The sequence below is a fragment of the Photobacterium lutimaris genome (assembly GCF_003025555.1).
Lineage (GTDB): Bacteria > Pseudomonadota > Gammaproteobacteria > Enterobacterales > Vibrionaceae > Photobacterium > Photobacterium lutimaris.
On sequence record NZ_PYMH01000002.1, the window covers coordinates 410,166 to 428,267 of the forward strand.

11 protein-coding genes are annotated in these 18,102 nt (G+C 47.4%); 4 read left to right on the top strand and 7 right to left on the bottom strand.

Annotated elements, in window-relative coordinates:
- Nucleotides 1–74 precede the first annotated feature (74 nt).
- The 3 genes from C9I99_RS07435 to C9I99_RS07445 all read right to left on the bottom strand — a co-directional run bounded on the left by C9I99_RS07435 (nt 75) and on the right by C9I99_RS07445 (nt 2,408).
- The gene (locus C9I99_RS07435) at nt 75–971 is read right to left on the bottom strand and encodes a hydrogen peroxide-inducible genes activator (RefSeq protein ID WP_107348220.1); all 897 of its coding nucleotides are present in this window, start codon (nt 969–971) and stop codon (nt 75–77) included.
- 136 nt (nt 972–1,107) lie between these two features.
- On the bottom strand, nt 1,108–1,446 hold the full coding sequence (locus C9I99_RS07440; protein ID WP_243734348.1) for a bactofilin family protein: 339 nt from the start codon (nt 1,444–1,446) through the stop codon (nt 1,108–1,110).
- A gap of 8 nt (nt 1,447–1,454) precedes the next feature.
- Complete coding sequence (locus tag C9I99_RS07445) at nt 1,455–2,408, bottom strand: M23 family metallopeptidase (RefSeq protein WP_107348222.1); 954 nt, start codon at nt 2,406–2,408, stop codon at nt 1,455–1,457.
- 198 nt (nt 2,409–2,606) lie between these two features.
- Here C9I99_RS07445 and C9I99_RS07450 point away from each other — a divergent pair, with 198 nt between their 5' ends.
- The 3 genes from C9I99_RS07450 (at nt 2,607) to C9I99_RS07460 (ending at nt 8,421) form a co-directional block, all read left to right on the top strand.
- Nucleotides 2,607–3,725: an efflux RND transporter periplasmic adaptor subunit gene (locus C9I99_RS07450; protein ID WP_107348223.1), complete on the top strand. Its 1,119-nt coding sequence runs from the start codon at nt 2,607–2,609 to the stop codon at nt 3,723–3,725.
- Complete coding sequence (locus C9I99_RS07455) at nt 3,725–6,940, top strand: efflux RND transporter permease subunit (RefSeq protein ID WP_107348224.1); 3,216 nt, start codon at nt 3,725–3,727, stop codon at nt 6,938–6,940. Before C9I99_RS07450 ends, C9I99_RS07455 begins: the two co-directional genes overlap by 1 nt.
- A 239-nt stretch (nt 6,941–7,179) precedes the next feature.
- Complete coding sequence (locus tag C9I99_RS07460; RefSeq protein ID WP_107348225.1) at nt 7,180–8,421, top strand: NADH:ubiquinone reductase (Na(+)-transporting) subunit B; 1,242 nt, start codon at nt 7,180–7,182, stop codon at nt 8,419–8,421.
- 82 nt (nt 8,422–8,503) lie between these two features.
- Here the strand turns inward: C9I99_RS07460 and C9I99_RS07465 are convergent, their stop codons facing one another.
- The 3 genes from C9I99_RS07465 to C9I99_RS07475 all read right to left on the bottom strand — a co-directional run bounded on the left by C9I99_RS07465 (nt 8,504) and on the right by C9I99_RS07475 (nt 14,206).
- Complete coding sequence (locus C9I99_RS07465) at nt 8,504–9,178, bottom strand: GNAT family N-acetyltransferase (protein WP_107348226.1); 675 nt, start codon at nt 9,176–9,178, stop codon at nt 8,504–8,506.
- A 163-nt stretch (nt 9,179–9,341) separates the two neighbouring features.
- Nucleotides 9,342–12,095 carry an EAL domain-containing protein gene (locus C9I99_RS07470; RefSeq protein WP_107348227.1) on the bottom strand — a complete coding sequence of 918 codons (2,754 nt, stop codon included), beginning with the start codon at nt 12,093–12,095 and terminating at the stop codon, nt 9,342–9,344.
- Between the two features lie 131 nt (nt 12,096–12,226).
- Nucleotides 12,227–14,206 carry a tetratricopeptide repeat-containing diguanylate cyclase gene (locus C9I99_RS07475; protein ID WP_107348228.1) on the bottom strand — a complete coding sequence of 660 codons (1,980 nt, stop codon included), beginning with the start codon at nt 14,204–14,206 and terminating at the stop codon, nt 12,227–12,229.
- Nucleotides 14,207–14,712: 506 nt separating this feature from the next.
- Here C9I99_RS07475 and C9I99_RS07480 point away from each other — a divergent pair.
- Entirely contained in the window at nt 14,713–15,642 is a 930-nt protein-coding gene (locus C9I99_RS07480; protein WP_107348229.1) for a carbamate kinase, read from the top strand.
- A gap of 87 nt (nt 15,643–15,729) precedes the next feature.
- On the opposite strand, the gene C9I99_RS07485 is transcribed toward C9I99_RS07480, so the two are convergent.
- Entirely contained in the window at nt 15,730–18,099 is a 2,370-nt protein-coding gene (locus tag C9I99_RS07485; RefSeq protein WP_107348537.1) for an ATP-dependent helicase, read from the bottom strand.
- Between the last annotated feature and the right edge of the window lie 3 nt (nt 18,100–18,102).

An 18,102-nucleotide genomic window follows, 5' to 3' on the forward strand; every position in this document is an offset into this window, starting at 1 on the left:
GATTAGGTGTGCTTAGTTGAAAACAACATTGGTTTTTTTCGAACACTGTTATCAGAAAATATGATTGATAAATATCAGCCGCTAAGCAGCGAGGATTTACAAATATCAACCAAGGCTTCAATGCTAGACATACAGGTATAATTGGGGCGAAACACAAACGCGATTCTTCGATGGGGGCCAGGTTCGTTAAGGTGAATAACTGAGAGTTGATCGTTGGCGGCAATCAATTGTTCTTTGGCCATCGCCGGGATAAAAGTGGTACCCAAGTTACCCTGTACCATCTGGATCAGGGTATTCAAACTGGTTGCGCCAAAACCATGGTTGGCTCTCTGCGCTGTCAACTGACACACATCCAACGCATGATCTTTCAGGCAATGCCCCTCTTTGAGCAGCATCAAGCGAGTTTGGGTGACTTGATCACTCGTGATTTCGCTCTGCTGCGAATGCATGGTGCCTTTGAGGGTAACCCAATAGAAATCTTCTTGCCAAAACTCCAAGCTCAATAATCCCTCACAGGGATAAGGTAAGGCCAAAATAGCGGTATCAATCTCACCGCTTCGCACCATCGCCACCAGTTGTTGCGACTGCTCCTCAACCACATTAATTTGCGCCAATGGAAAATGTTGATTTAGAAAAGGAAAGATTCTTGGTAGTAAATACGGTGCGATGGTTGGGATCACCCCAATACTCATGGGAAAACTCAGCGGCGCACTCTGGCTTCCAGCTAAATGCTCCAGATCCTCAATACTCAACAGAATATTTTTTGCCCGCTTGAGAACCTCACGGCCAATTGGCGTCACCAGCACTTGCTTGTTATTTCGCTCAAAGATCTGCAGCCCGAGCTGCTTTTCCAGTTCACTTAACGCAGCACTAAGAGCAGACTGACTCACAAAACAGAGATCAGCCGCTTTCTTGAAATGCAAAGTCTTCTCTACCGCAATGGCATAACTCAGCTGTTTGATTGATATCATTCTGCCCCAAAGTCAGTACTGTTTCCCCAAAACAAGCAGCGTAACTCAATTCGACGGCAACCAAACGGTACGTCAAGACGGCGACAATACGCTGCTAACTAATGAGTATAGACAGAGGGTTTCAGCTATAAATGTATCACTGCGCTTTTTTGATTTTTTGCTCCGTAACCCTTTTTTCTGTTTTTTCTTCAGACTTCGCTTTCGGGGTAAACTCGACCACCTGCTGGGTTTCGGCCGGGTGCGTGGTACCGAAGAACTTGCCACCACGATCGATGCTCAGGTTATCGCAGTAAATGCTGCCCGATACGACTCCCTTATCCAGGATCTCGATGGCATTGGCGCGGCACACGCCTTCTATCTGGCCATTGACGATGATCTTGTCAGCCCAGATTTCTCCTTTGATAGAGCCACTACGGCTGACAATCAAGCCTTTTTCCAGCTTGAGTGTTCCCTCGATGATCCCATCAACCTGCATATCGCAACTCAGCTTGAATTCTCCTTGGATGTCACATCCCGCTGCGATGACAGTTGTAGTTGTTTGCTGACTTTCTGTTCCACTTTGTTTATCAAAGATGCCCATTGAATATTTCTCTCTTTCTCAAAAATATGTTCAAAATTATCCAAGCTCCAATCAACGAATGGCCGTGGATTCAACGCCCGCCCTACAAACCGCACCTCGTAATGCAGGTGTGGTCCGGATGACAAACCGGAATTGCCGGAGTACGCAATGAGATCGCCCTTATTGACAAAATCACCGGATTTCACAGCAAATTTGTGTAAATGGGAATAAGATGACGAAAAGCCGAAGGTGTGCTGCAGGCGAAGAAAGTTACCTGAGCCTTCATTACTGGGTCGCACTGTTTCTACCACACCATCTGCAGGCGCATAGATTGGCGTGCCGGTATTCACGGCAAAGTCCAACCCCCGGTGCAGTCGACGACTTCCCGTTACAGGATGGACACGATAGCCATACTGGGAAGACTGCCGCGCCTTCCCCACCGGCGACCCATTAGGTAAGCTTTCCAAGATGGCTGTACGTACCGCAGAGTTGATCGCGGCAACATCCAAGCGCTGCTCGATAGCATCAACTTCTCCGGTAATATCTACGCCAAGCAAAGCTTCAAGCTCATGCAGCCTATCCGATACCCCACTCAAACGATTTTCACGGGCATCCAAGTCCGCCTCTAAATCGAATTTCAACGATTTCAATTGATCAAGCTCTTCAGTCAATGATGATGACTGGGCTTCCAATTCCATCTGTTTATATTTCGCGTCATCGGCCTCAGACTTCAAATACACCATCCAACCTGCCGCCGTCACCGTAACCACCACTGCAGAGATTGCCAGCCAGCGCAAATTACGCTGAGCTTTGATACTCAACTGGAAGTGCCTCGAACCATGTATCGATGAAACCGATATCGTGATTTGTTCCTTCATAGTAGTACTGCTATTTATAAATCACTTTTACATCAAACGACCGAGATTTCGTTGTTATTAAGCGAGTTAGGTCAAATTCTTCAAATTAACATTCAGCTAGTTTGCTGTTAGTATGCAATCAACTGTAGTTAAAGCCTTTTTTTACAACCTTTCTTTAACAATACATGTTGATATTTTGCTTACTAAGGACAGTAACAGATGATTTCTCTCAAGGAACTCTTAAGACGTAAACCTTGGATACTCTCCGCATTTATTTTGCTCGGAATAGGCCTTTGGTTGTTCAGTGGCCACTACTCTCCCCCCTCTGATACATCTGATTCTCAGGCATTAAAAGACCATTCATCCAGCCCTCCACCACTGGCCAAAGTGGTGACCGAACAGTTTATGGTACAACCGGTAACCCGCACTCTCTCCCTCTATGGCCGTACTGCACCAAACCGCAAAGCCACCCTAGGTGCAGAAGTAGCGGGAAAAGTTGATACCTTGCTAGTTCGCAAAGGGCAGCATATTAAAACCGGCCAGCCACTGATCCAACTTGATAAGGCAGACCGAGAACTTCAACTTGCCCGAGCCAATGCTATCCTCAAAGTCAGGAACCAAGAATTTAATGCCTCAAAGTCACTGAGAAAGCGTGGCTTGCAGGGTGAAGTGGCTTTCAGTCAGGCTGAAGCCAACCTGATTGAAGCCAAAGCTCAAGTCAGAAGCTTGGAGCTTGCATTAACTAATACTGAAATTTATGCCCCTTTCGACGGCGTTATCGAACGCCTTTATATTGAGAAAGGTGACTATTTAGGCGTGGGTGATCCCATCATTTCCATTGTTGATTTAAACCCATTAGTAATCAGTGCCGATGTCAGCGAGCGCCACATCGATAAGGTCTACAAGAACCAAAAGGCTGAAATCGAACTGGTTACCGGATTTGTCGCAACAGGTACCCTCAGCTTTCGGGGGGCTGTCGCCAATGAGTCAACCAATACCTACCCAATCGAAGTGGAAATCAGCAACCCAGACATGGCGCTAACGGCAGGCACCAGCGCTAACCTCGAATTGCTCCTAGCAACCGAACCGGCGATAAAAATCACCCCTTCCATGTTAGCGCTTGATGAAGCTGGCAATCTGGGGATAAAAACCTTGGCCGCAGGCGATAAAGTTCATTTCGTGCCTATCTCAATCGTCAAAGTCGAGCCCGACGGTGTGTGGCTGGCCGGTACCGAGAATACCGTGGAGATCATCACGACAGGCCAAGGCTTTGTCAGGGACGGTGATACGGTAATACCTGTTCGCCGCCATTCCGTTGACCTCGATGGGAGTGAGTAATGTTTGCCATTATTGATGCGGCGATAAACCGCTCACGCACCATGCTCACTTTGCTGGTTCTGATCTTGTTGGCAGGTGCCATCACCTACCGAATCATTCCAAAAGAGTCCAATCCCGATATCACTATTCCTGTGATTTATGTCTCGGTGGGTCATCAGGGGATCAGCCCAGCTGATGCCGAGCGGCTTTTGGTAAGGCCGCTGGAAAAAGAGCTGCGCTCTATCGAAGGGGTCAAAGAAATGAGCGCCATCGCCTCTGAAGGCCATGCTTCTGTGACACTTGAGTTTATTGTGGGTTCAGATATCAATGTCGCCCTGACCGATGTGCGTGAAGCTGTTGATCTGGCCAAAGCTAAACTGCCCGACGATGCCGATGAGCCGACGGTGCATGAAGTGACTCTGGCCAGTTATGAACCGGTATTGTCTCTGGTGCTGTACGGTACCGTACCAGAGCGGACCACGATTCAGGTTGCACGTGATCTTCAAGACAAGCTGGAGAGTTTCAAGCAAGTACTTGAAGTGGATATCGCTGGTGATCGGGAAGATGTTGTCGAAGTGATTGTCGAGCCGCTATTGATGGAGAGCTACGGTCTTGACCAAGAAGATGTCTTTCGTTTGGTTGCCCGCAATAACCGAGTGGTGGCCGCTGGTTTTGTCGATACCGGTTATGGCCGCTTTTCGGTCAAGGTACCATCGGTATTCGATTCGCTGAAAGATATCCTTGAGCTGCCGATAAAAGTGGATGGCAACACAGTCGTCACCTTCAGCGATGTTGCCACAATCCGCCGTGCTTACCGTGATCCTAACAGCTTTGCACGCCTTAACGGCGATACTGCTATTGTGCTGGATGTCAAAAAGCGCGCTGGCGAAAATATCATCGAAACAGTCAGCATCGTCAAGGCGGTTGTTGAAGAAGCGCAAAAACGGGAGGAGTGGCCAGATAACTTGTTGGTGGAGTACACCCTCGACCAATCTGAAGATGTTAATACCATGCTCAACGATCTTCAAAACAACATTTTGTCGGCCATTATCTTGGTTGTCATTGTGATACTGGCCATTTTAGGGACTCGTACCGCCTTTTTAGTCGGAGTCTCCATTCCCGGTGCTTTCCTAACCGGTTTACTCATGCTGGCTGTTAGCGGCATCACCGTTAACATGATCGTCCTTTTCGCTCTGATTATGGCTGTCGGTATGCTGGTAGACGGTGCCATCGTCGTCACTGAGTATGCCGATCGAAAAATGCAGGAAGGGACGGCACGCAAGCAAGCTTACCGAGAGGCCGCCAAACGCATGGCCTGGCCGATTACCGCCTCGACCGCCACCACCCTCGCGGCATTTGCGCCATTGCTATTTTGGCCAGATACCACCGGCGAGTTCATGCGCTACCTCCCTCTGACACTGATTGCGACTTTATCTGCTTCACTATTGATGGCACTGCTCTTTGTCCCCGTATTAGGTAGCGTTGTCGGCAAACCCCAGTACACCACAAAGGCGGAACAACAACGTAAAATCGCCATGGAAAAAGGCGACTTCAGCCAAGCCCGGGGCATCACCAAGCTTTACCTCACCACTTTGGCAGTCGCCATTAAACACCCAATTAAAATACTGATCTCCGCCTTTATTTTTGCCATTGCAGTCGGGGTGACCTATAGCAAGGCCGGTTTAGGTGTCGTCTTCTTCCCTGAGGTTGATCCGCCTCACTTTACCATCAAAGCTCGCTCCCATGGTGACCTGTCTATCTATGAAAAAGATAAGCTGATGAGCCAAATTGAGCAGCGAATTATCGATACAGAAGGGATAAAAAGTGTCTATACCCGCACAGGTGGCAGTAATGAAATCGGCCAGATCCAGCTTAATCCAATGGATTGGCAGGACCGCCGCCCCATCAAAGCGATCATTGCTGAGATGCGTGAAAAAACAGCCGATATAGCCGGTATAGAACTAGAGTTCAAATATCCGCAAGCCGGTCCGCCAAGTGAACATGATGTTGTCATTGAGGTGTCCGGTAATAACACCGAAGACATGAACGATGCCGTCCGCCAAGTCCGTTACTGGCTGGAATCGCACCAGGCGTTTACCAATATCTCCGATTCTGCCGATAAAGAAGGCATCGATTGGGAAATCAAGATTGATCGTGATGACGCCGCCCGATTTGGTGGGGACGCAACCTTGGTGGGCAATACCGTGCAGTTTGTCACCAACGGACTCAAGATTGGGGATTTCCTACCCGATGATACCGATGAAGAAGTCGATATTCTGGTTCGATACCCCGAGGACAAACGGGATATCGGGCGGTTCGATGAGCTGAGGGTCAAAACGGTTTACGGCATGGTACCAATCACCAACTTTGCCAGTATTACCCCCTCTCCGAAACAAGGCACTATTAACCGCCTTGATGGCAAGCGGGTTATTGAAGTGATGGCGGATATGTCCACTGGCTACAACCTCAGCTTGCAACTGCCTATCATTAATTCGGCAATTGCAGAGATGCCTCTCGCCACGGGCACGCAGGTTATCGTCAGAGGCCAAAATGAAGATCAGGAGAAATCTTCTGCCTTCCTGCAAAATGCCTTTTTGATCGCCCTCGCGGTAATGGGGCTCATATTGGTCACCCAGTTCAATAGCTTCTATCAAGCACTCCTGATACTCAGCGCGGTGTTGTTTTCTACTGTCGGCGTTTTCCTGGGACTGCTGATTTTCCAACGTCCCTTCGGCATCATCATGTCTGGTATTGGGGTGATTTCATTGGCGGGTATTGTGGTCAATAACAATATCGTATTGATTGACACGTATAACCAACTGCGCCACAGCGGATTGGATAAAGTGACGGCCATCATGCACACCGGCGCGCAGCGTTTGCGCCCAGTACTGTTAACCACAATTACCACAATCCTAGGCCTGTTGCCGATGGTACTTGAAATGAACATTAACCTGATTAGTCGGTTGGTCGAGTTCGGCGCTCCGAGTACCCAGTGGTGGTCACAATTAGCCACTGCTGTCGCCGGAGGGCTCGCCTTTGCAACGTTGTTGACGTTGATCCTCACGCCGTGCCTACTCATGCTGGGGCGGGATCACAAACAGCTGCTCGATCAACACCACTCACTCCCACCGCAGCAAAACAGTCAGCCTCAAATGGCCGATCCTGAGGATGTGGTTGAAAAACATCTTGGCAAAATGTTCACGCGTCCCCCAGAGCCAAGGCCCATTTGCAAATGAACAAAAGAGGTTAATTAAACGGTTGCTCACTAATGCATGGAAAGCGCAACATGTATTAGTGAGCAATGACAAGGGTAACGGGAAGACTACAATTCCCCCGGGTAAACGCTGCCATCCCCTACCTTGCCCAGCACACGAGTTGGGTTATAGTTAGATCATTGCTAATCGAATTTTCCACTCAGCCCGTAACAATAGTGATGCTGGCATCCACCTTGCCAGTTACTCGTGAGGGCTAAACTATGAGTCTAAAAACGACATTAGAGAAAGTTGAACACGCCTTTGAGCCAGGAGGCAAATACCAAAAGTGGTTCCCACTCTATGAAGCATTCGCGACCTTGCTTTACACGCCGGGACAAGTAACTCAACGTATTACCCATGTCAGAGACAGTATCGACCTGAAGCGGATCATGATCATCGTGTGGTTGGCCGTTTTCCCGGCCATGTTCTGGGGACTATACAATGTCGGGCACCAGACAGTTATTGCCATCAACAGCTTGTACTCCCCAGAGGAAATCCAGCAGTTAGTCAATGAAAACTGGCAATATTCAGCGACTCTAGCCCTAGGCGGCAGTTTGGCCGAATCCGCAGATTGGGCAAGTAAAATGCTTCTCGGCGCATTCTACTTCCTGCCACTCTATATCACTGTTTTTATCGTCGGTGGCTTCTGGGAAGTCCTGTTTGCCATTGTGCGTAAACATGAAATCAACGAAGGCTTCTTTGTCTCCTCCATCTTGTTTGCGCTCATTTTGCCGCCGACATTACCATTGTGGCAGGCGGCATTGGGGATCACCTTCGGGATAGTGGTTGCCAAAGAAGTATTCGGCGGCACAGGACGGAACTTTCTCAACCCCGCCCTCGCAGGTAGAGCTTTTTTGTATTTTGCGTATCCGGCTGAAATCTCTGGCGGGATGGTCTGGACCGGCGCTGATGGCTACACCGGAGCAACGGCACTGAGCCAATGGGCCGAAGGTGGTTCATCCGCTATGGTGCATAATGCCACGGGCGAAGCCATCACTTGGATGGATGCGTTTGTCGGCAATATTCCGGGGTCGATTGGCGAAGTGTCGACCCTATTCCTGCTACTGGGCGGCTTGATGATCATGCTAATGGGTATTGCTTCGTGGCGTATCGTCACTGGGGTAATGGTAGGGATGATAGTCACCGCAACGCTGCTTAACCTCATCGGCTCTGACACCAACCCGATGTTTTCGATGCCGTTTTGGTGGCACCTTGTGTTAGGTGGTTTCGCTTTCGGGATGCTATTCATGGCAACCGACCCCGTTTCGGCGGCGTTTACTAACAATGGTAAATGGGCATATGGGATACTGATTGGAGTGATGACGGTGTTTGTTCGGGTTGTCAACCCCGCCTACCCAGAAGGCATCATGTTAGCTATCTTGTTTGCCAATCTGTTCGCCCCGTTGTTTGATAATTTGGTTTCCAGAGCCAATGCCAAGCGCAGGCTGAGTCGGCACAGTTAGCGTCGTCATGCCAAAGACCATCATAGGTTTGAGTCGCTGTACCATTGGTATCCCCCTGGTAATACCTTGCTAGGGGGAGGCTTTAGGCAAGACAATCGACAAAAATCATGGGTTCCTGATAGCGAACAGGTACACCCTCCTCGATCAAGTCATCAATAACGTCATCGGCCATTTCAACAAACGATTCACTGAGCAAATCGCAAATTGCCTCACCACCTTCGGTGATTGCCAATGCTGAGAACCACAGTTTTAATTGAATAGATCGCTGTGCCAACTTTCGAAACAAGTCATCACAATCCGTTCGGGCAATATTGATAATCAACTCGCACAAACAAGTAGCAAGCCCTCGCTCCCGAAACGCCTTTTTCACATAAATCGTATGCAAAGTCACTTCATAGAATAGCTCGGTCGATTTACGTGGATTTCTATAGTCTTCCAAACATCGACTAAATGTCGCCACTGCAGCAATTTCCCCCTGGGCATAGACTTCCAAAGCAACGTCGCTTGCCTCATCCGGTTGTCGGTAATGAGAGGAGGCCACCTGGTTTTCATCTAGCACCGCCTTTACCTGATGGTAGTCATCATCTAAACAATCAACCTCCTTTGTCAGCTGAGACAAGGGTTTAATTGCTAATTGCCAATCTTGCTTTGGTAACGGCGGCGTAATACCTAGCATTGCTAATTCAGCCGGAGTAAGCAGCGCTAAGTTCAAGGAGTCAGAATAGATTGTTGAAGATGAATTGCGTGAAAACTCCATGTATTAACTCCCTTAGATTTTGCAAAACCGGAGTGTATCAAAACACCTTCAAATCACGCCTGTGCAATGACACTTCTGTGAGCAGGATTTCATTCTGTAGGCGTAGACTGGAAACTTTTTCATCAACATCATTACACTGGGCCAATTGATAAATTGGCTCAGCTTAGTTCGAAAGCTCTTCGACGGAAACCTGCAAAGCAGACTGTAATGCCGCCTGTGCCGACATTGACTCGTAGAAATAGAACCCCTGAAGTTCTGCAACATCCATAGACTGCATCGCCTTTTTTTGCACTTCCGTTTCCACCCCTTCTGCAACCATCTTGAGACCGAGCGCCTTTGACATCTTAACAATACTGCTAATTAGGGTCTCCCCCAGAGCCTCATGGCCGATACGTTGCACAAAACTGCGGTCGAGCTTCACAATATCTAGCGGGTACTTGCACAATGAACTCAGTGCAGAATAGCCAGTACCGAAATCATCGAGAGCCAACTGGATTCCCATCCCCTTTATTGCCTGCATCTGCTGAATCACTTTTGGCGTTGAATCTATCAGCATACTTTCGGTAATTTCTATAATCAGATGGACAGGGTTAATCTGGTAACGCTCAAGCAATGTGCGCAATTGAGGGATCAATGTCGGATGTGAAAAGTGTGGGCCCGCTAAATTAACATTGACCTTCAACGGACTGAGCCCTAACTTTTCACGATGGTTATTCATTTGGGACAAGAATTCACACGATTTTTCGAGTATTCGGCTACCCAGTGCAATGATCAATTCGCGGGATTCTGCCATAGGAATAAACTGATCAGGCGGCACATTCCCCAACTCCGGGTGGTGCCATCTTGCTAATGCCTCGAAACCACAGATCGCTTCTGTCTTACTACAGATAATAGGCTGAAACTCAGGGTAAATATCACCTTGGTTAATTGCACTGGCAATGTCTCGCTGAATAACAATATGATTTTTTAGCTGCTCTTCAATTCTTCTATTGAAAAACTGGATTCGCGACTTGTTGTTCCGTGCACAATACGTCGCAAACTCAACCGCACTCATCATCTGGTCAGCGGACGCAGTCATTGGCGAGACCTGTACCAGCCCAATAGATGCAGATAAGCGCAAGTCAACGCCTTCGACTTGCAATGGCTGTTCAAGAGCGGCAAGGATCGCTTTGGCACTGCGATAAGGAGCCAAACTATTCCCACCGCATAGCAACATCGCGAACTCACTCTCTGCCACCCGCGCCAATACTCCATCTCCAGACAAGCACTTAAGCTGGTTGGCAACGACGACCAGCGCTTCATCCGCCATCTGATGGCCAAACGCCCCCACAACGATATTAAATCTCTCGATTCGGATATAAACTATCGAACTATTTAAACGCTGATCTGAAGACAGCATACGATCCAACGAGGCCAAAAACGTCTGGCGATTTTCCAGCCCGGTTACCGGATCATACTTTTCCATCTGGTAAATCAAGCCTTCTTGCTCTTTCTGTCGGCTAACATCCTTGATAGAGAACATCAGTGCCTCGCCACGCTGCTGCTTGATTGGCATCACCTCTAACTTACATGCCACAACCCGGCCATCGAAAGCCACCAAATCAGTGTCAAAATGCCTGCGCCCCTCATTGACTGCTTGGCTCAGTGCCTCAACACCGCAATAGTGATGGGATGACTCCGGGCACAAATTAAGCAAAGGTTGACCTATAAGCCCTTGGCAAGAAGGATAAGCTAGAATCTTAGCAATGGTGTCATTTGCATCGACAATACGGCTGTCGAGCACCATCAGCAAGCCGAGGTTACTGGTGCGATAAAGCGCATCAAACTTTTGTGCGACATCGTTCAGCGCCGAATCAGTATGGGAAGATTTAGTTAGGGTCTGGTTAATCACTTCCTCGATTATCGAGAACTCATCGTTGCCTGCAGCTTTCATCTGCGAGCTATATTGATCCCTGACCAAGGCTTCCAGCCCTTTTTCAAAAGCCAAAAAACGGCTGCCTACTTTGAGTCTAAATGCCAGCATTGTCAGCGTTCCAATCACCACTGCCACCACAAACATAGCCACTGCCAACCAGATAATAAGCCGGTTCCCCTGCTGATAAATGGTACGCAGATGACTGCTGTTCAATATAGCCAGTGGCGTACCATTGATATCATTGAGAACAACACTGGCGGTCAAATACTCTCCGCCACTGTCACTCCGTAAAGCAGGAGCCGAAAAGCGGGCGACGTTATCATTGGGGGGTAATCGAACCAAGAAGTTGTGCGTATCTAAAATATCACTAAATTGACCGGGGAAAACCGATGACAGGTAGCGCCCCCATATTAACCACCCGCCTACCGGGCTGCTGCCAAGACTATTTCGAATCGGCACCATAGAAACAAGCATAATGTCATCCCCCCACGCGAGAAGACCCGCATAGGCGTTACCCGATATCACCCCGCTGTTGATTTCCGCAGCCAGTATTGAGCCAACGCCCTCTGGAGCCAGCAGTCGCTGCCTTAATTCAACGGGCAAGTTGGCAGATAACTCCCCTTCTGTGGCGTAGGTACTCTCGATAACGACACCATCTAGGGCAAGAAAAACCATCAGATCAATATCTAAATTACGCAGCCCATCGTAATATAAATTTCGATCTCGATATGCCGCATCGCCTTGAGTGACCAGCTGATAGCTCTCATCCCAGTACGCCCAATCAAATGTGCGTTTCTTTTGCTCGATAACGGTTATATTAATCATCTTATTCGCCTCTTCGACATGCCTAAGCACATGCTGTTGCTCAATCTCATTGAGGTTCTGCAAGAAAAAAAAGCGGGCACAAAGTAGGCAAAGGGCGGCAATCACAAAAAGCGCAACACCGAACAAAAGTGAAGTTCGTGTGCTCAGCTTGACTGGGGCTAGGTTTTTGATTTTCATTATCAGCTATTTAGCGCGAGAGATTCACAATAAGAATGTGGAGTTTACAATTACTCACAAGTTAAACATTGACTTAAGACAACCTGAGCAATCACTTAAGAAAATAGTAACGTCTTTTCAACGCCTCAACGTCATGTCACAGTTGAACCAGAAGATAACTGATAACCGTTTCGTCCTGATGCCTTCACCTGATATAGAGCCCTATCCGCAGCGATCAATAAAGATACCCACTCCTGGCTAAGTTGTTCGGCGCTAGAGGTAAATATTCCCCCCATCGAAACCGTGAGAGAATACTTGCCGCAACTGAGCACAAAATCAGCATCCGTAATTTGTTGCTGGATACGCTTGAGAACCCGCTCGCTCTCACTTTCTCGGCATGCCAAAATCATGATGAACTCTTCACCGCCCCAACGGACAACAACATCTTGCTGCCGCACTACCGATTTCAAGCGCTTGGCCATTTCCACCAGCACTTCATCACCGACACTATGGCCAAATTCGTCATTAAACCGCTTGAAATAATCAATATCGATAACAACAACTAAGCCACCATTACGATACTCCGAAGTCGGTATTTCCTTGAGCCAGTGCTCCAAATAGCGTCGATTATGCAATGTCGTCAAAGGATCTATGTTTGATTGCGTCATCAACTGGGCATTAGATTGCTCAAGAACCTGTTTGTCTTTATTTAACATGCTATAGCGCCGATAAAGCCAGTAAAGCAAAATAATTACTAATGCCGTACCAAGCTTGAGCATATTCTCACTGGCTTTTTTCTCTGCCAACCGTGAAATATTCAAGGCATTTTCAGCTTTAAGTAACTGGATTTCCTTTTCTTTGACATGCGTATCATAACGTTCTTGCATATCAAAAAGCTCTTTTCTCCGAATATCAAATAAGTACGTTTTCCCTAAGTCCGAATACTTTTTGTAATAAACCAAAGCTTGCTGGAAGTTATGGTTACTTTCATAGATTTTTGCCAGCAATTCATACATGTAAATCATTCGATGTTGAATACGGTTAGCTTCATAAACAGACAACGCCAATTGGGCATAATACAAGGCTTGGTCTGTACGCTGCGAAGAAAGAAACGCTTCAGATAGGCTTTCATGGCAGTTCGCCACGGTGATGCCATTTGAGCCACCGAAACGTCTTGCCATGGTCAAGCATTGTTCGGCTGTCGCCAACGCGGCGGGCTCATCACCATGATCCAAGTAATAAGCAGAAAGGTTAACCAACGCAATGGTCTTGATCCTTACTGAGCGCGTTTTCTCTGAAAGTTTTACTGCCTTGTCGACATGAAACTTTCTTTGCCTTTCATTCACTAAATACTTATCAATCACTCCAGCGTTAATATGAAGGATTGATTCAATATAGGCGTTATTCAGTTCACTTTTTTCGTACCGCTCAAAAGCACGCTGGATGTACTGTGAGGCTGTTTTCCATTCTTCCATATTAATATAAACGGAGGAGATATTAGAGAGTAACCTAGCTAACTGCTGATTATCAGAGCGTACGGAGAATATCTCGTAGGCTTCCTGATATTTATCTAGGGCCTCATTATAATTGGAGAGCTCAACATCAATATTCGCTAACCACTTTAAACTTCTCGCCAGTAACAATTGATAATCTAATTGCTCAGCCGTCTGTTTTACAGACTCAAGCTTCACTTGGGCCAGCGCATACTCCCGCTTCTCCATGAGCATAAGCGCATCAAGAAACAGGATTTCGGCCTTGATCCAAGCTTCACTGGATCGCTCTGCAACGCGCTCCAGCTGGTCAATAAAGGATGTAATATCAACTTCTGCCCGGTCTTCAGCCTGTTCGATGTTATATCGTCCCAGCCAATACAAGGCTTCCTCATTCTCAGTCACCCCCTCGTCAAGGCGCTTTTGCAAGTACACTGTTTGCTTATCAGCAAGATAAGGATTGTCCAAAGATAAGCTGTAGTACTTGATGAAGGCATTATCTTTACTCTCCACCTTACTGAATAAATAGCACTGCTCAGAAGCAATAAGACCTGCCGCTTGCGTCACTGGAGATAAAATACCGCCAGAGATAACGAACAGTAGCCCAACAATGAGCGCTTTAATTGGAATAGAAATAGGCATAGAACTACAGGTAGAAAAAATCAACGTCTTCCATAATCACGTTCCATCGAACAGTATTTTTAACAAGAATTCAGGCATAAATACAGCAAATATCAGCTACTAGCAAGACAAAAATGTAAACCCGTCCATGCATATGCGGCATCTTTACCTTCCCGACTAAAACTACGAGGTATAAGCCGCGATACAATGTGATCCTATTAACATTTTTCACTTTGTTTTATCGAAAATAACTATTCGCTTTTACTGATAAGCTATCTGAATTCAATGTGGTTATTAAACAAAGTTATGAATAACCTCGGATATTTACGCACTATTAGATTCGAAACTCACGGTTAACAGAAATTAATAGACATTTATTATTAGAGAATTATCACATTCCGTCATTGATAATTTCCTTAATCTACTTACAACCAAGCCTATTTATCAGCTTGGACATAAATAATTTTAAATACAAACAAGTACGTATAAGTACATATAAATACAAACTCTTTAATGGAGATACGATCATGCGCATAGTTCTAGCACTAGGCGGTAACGCCTTATTAGCCCGCGGCCAGGCCCTAACCGCTGAGAATCAAAGAATCAATATCCAAAAAGCAGCGGCCAGCATTGCTGCTATTGCCACCGATCATGAAGTCGTGATCGTGCATGGCAACGGCCCTCAGGTCGGCTTGCTCATGGAACAAAACAGCGCTTATCAAGAGTATTCACCAGAAACAACCCCATACCCTATGGATGTGCTGGGCTCACAAACCTGTGGCATGGTGGGTTATATGCTGCAGCAAGAATTGCGTAATATCGATGCCAATCTATCTGTCGCTACCCTAGTCACACAGACCGAAGTCAGCAAAGATGACCCGGCTTTTGCCAACCCGACTAAGTTTGTCGGCCCGGTTTATACAGAAGGGCGCGCCAAAGAAATCATGGCAGTCAGTGACAAGGAATTCAAAGCCGACGGCGAATACTTCCGTCGTGTTGTTCCATCGCCAATGCCGAAAGCCATTGTTGAGCAGCAACAAATTGAAACTCTGCTAACAAGCGGTAATGTAGTCATTGCCTGCGGCGGTGGCGGTGTGCCGGTTTGCCGTGAACAAGGACGAATGGAAGGCGTAGAGTGTGTTATCGACAAAGACTTAACCGCTGAGCTGTTGGCTGAAACGATCAATGCTGACCTGTTTGTGATTCTGACTGACGGTTCAATTTACCGTAATTACGGCAAAGAAGATCAAGCCGAAATGAAAGTGGCCACACCAGAGGGACTGTCTCACTTCAACTTCCCAGCGGGTTCTATGGGCCCTAAAGTGGATGCCGTGTGTCAGTTCGTCAACAGCGGTCGTGGAAATGCCGCTATCGGTTCGCTGTTCGAGCTTGATAAGATCTTAACCAACGAAGCTGGTACCTTGATTAAAGCAGGTGAAGGCGTCGAGTACTACTAAACCGAATAGCGTTAAGTCATTTAAACTAAGCCTCTGATGAGGCTTAGTTTATAATAACCATGAATAATTTCATCGGCGAATCAGGCCTTAGCGGCGAACTAGACTCCTCGCATTGGCGGCAACAATCAGGCGGTTCACCAGCACTTTCTTCTTCGTCTCAGAGACCGATTGCAACTCTCTAACAATGCGGCTTATCTCACCATCGAGGTATTTGGCATTCTTGGTTTTCACCATTGCCCTGATCACTTTCTCTGCATTATCCGGCAACGGTTGCTGCATAGCCCATTTGTAGCTGTAGTCACCGCTATCACTCAATCCAGTAAGGCTATTCTTACTCTCACCAATACCCACCGCTTTCGCTATAGGCTTTTTATTTACCTTCTTTACCGGAGGCTCAGCAACATCTTGCTCTCTCCCCATTCGACGGCAGTACTCTTCAGCAACAGGGCTTGAGTAATACGGTAACTCACCCTGCTGATACAACTTGCCCCCTAAGTCTTGCGCAATGTTAATTTTACCTTCCAATACAAACCGGCTGGCATTGGTTGCTTTAGCCGAAGGTTTATCTGGCGCGGTGTAATACACTATGGCTTTCTCTTTGGCTCGGGTTAAAGCCACATACGCCAATCGGCGCTCTTCTTCCAAATCAGCCCCGACGGTACCAGACGCACGATTGACATAGGGGAACGCCTCTTTGTCCCAAAAAGGCAAGTGAACATGGTGATACTCACAGCCTTTGGCGCGGAAAATCGTTGTCAGCTGAATACTATCTTGCCCTTCATTCTCTGAAGCGCTTGTCTTGCTATTATCGCTTTTCTGACCGGACTGCTGGGTGTAATACTCGAAATACTGCAGCGCTTTTTCACAGCTTTGATCCATCGCTTCCAGTACGGTTGCTACACTGTCCAACCGCTCAATCGCTTCCTCGATTTCTGATGCGGTCGCTTCTGTCTTCCAGATCCAACTATCCAATCCACTTTCACTACGGTACTGCTTATAGACCTGCGACGCTTTAAAACTCCCCTTGCGCATGAATCTTTGCAGCAATTCTAAACGCTCGATCAAATTATCCAGCTTTAGTGTCGCATTGGCCTTTTCATAGCGCCCAATAAACGTTACCCAATGTGAAGGCTCCATACCAGCCAGTTGCTCGCAAAGCGGCTTCAAGGATTTGTTGGGTACGTAACAATGGGGGAAACACATCAGGCTAAATAGCAAACCCGATTTTTGCGCCACAGGTAGATCCGCGAAACGCGCAGTGACTAAGGTGCTCAACTCCATCAGCAGTTTAACTTCCCGACTATGGGCAAGCACTGACGGTACTGGCATGTGGTAAGGCAATTGCTTACTAAGGAAAGCTAGCTCGAACAGCAAGGTCTGTGACCAGCGTCGTACCAAAATAGCGACATCGGAAGGCTGGCCGCCATCGGCAAGGTACTGTCCAATCGCATTGGCGATTTCCCCCACTTGACGGGAAGAGCCGCACTCAATGACTTGGGTATCTGAAACGCCTTCACCTGAAACCGTCAAAAATTCACTGAATCGCTCTTTGTTATTGGCAATCAAATGGCTTGCAGCCAAAGCAAGGCTATGGCCAAACCGGAATGTTTGTGACAAGGTGTATGTGGTCGCAGGGGCAAAGTCCTGTTCAAAATTAAGCATGAACTGCGGCGCACTGCCCCGCCATTTATAGATACACTGGTCAACATCACCCACCGCCAGCAACTGGGTTTGAGGCCCGAGTAATTGTTTGAGCAAGCGGTACTGAGCGGTATTGATATCCTGGAACTCATCGACCACCACCAGCTTACAATGCAGATGAAAGTGCTCACGAATCGCATCATCACTTTCGAGTAGCTTGACCGTTTCGACCAACCAATCATCAAAAAACAGCAAGCGCTGCTTTTTTCTCAGCGCCTCGAACTGCTCATAGGCATCAATAATAAACAGGTAGTCACGATTGATTTCAGCAATCTTGAAAACTTCATGCGGCGATAACATGTAGGCTTTGACCAAACCGATAAAGCTCAGCAGTAACTCGATGGTTTTCGGGTCTTTAATCATTTGCTGCCGCTGGTAGGTCTTTTCCAGCCCAGAAAGCTCTCTTAAGATGGCCTTCACCAACGTCTTGTCACTTTCTCCACTTTGGAAGTTTACCCGGTATCCTGTATTGCGGATAAAGCCTGTTTGATTAAGAAACTTCAGGCAAAAGCTGTGAAAAGTATGCACCGGTACCTGTGCTTGGATGCCGTTATCACGCAGTTTGGTCTGAAAATCAGTACGAATATCGCGGTTGAACATCAGTACCAGCATTTCTTGTGCCGGTATTGCCGCCATTTTCTGCTCGATCAATCCCACCAAGGTGGTGGTCTTACCCGTCCCAGCGCCGGCAATACACAGGGCATTCCCGTGCTGGTGATGAATAAATGCCGATTGTTCACTGGTATAACGGGTCATGAT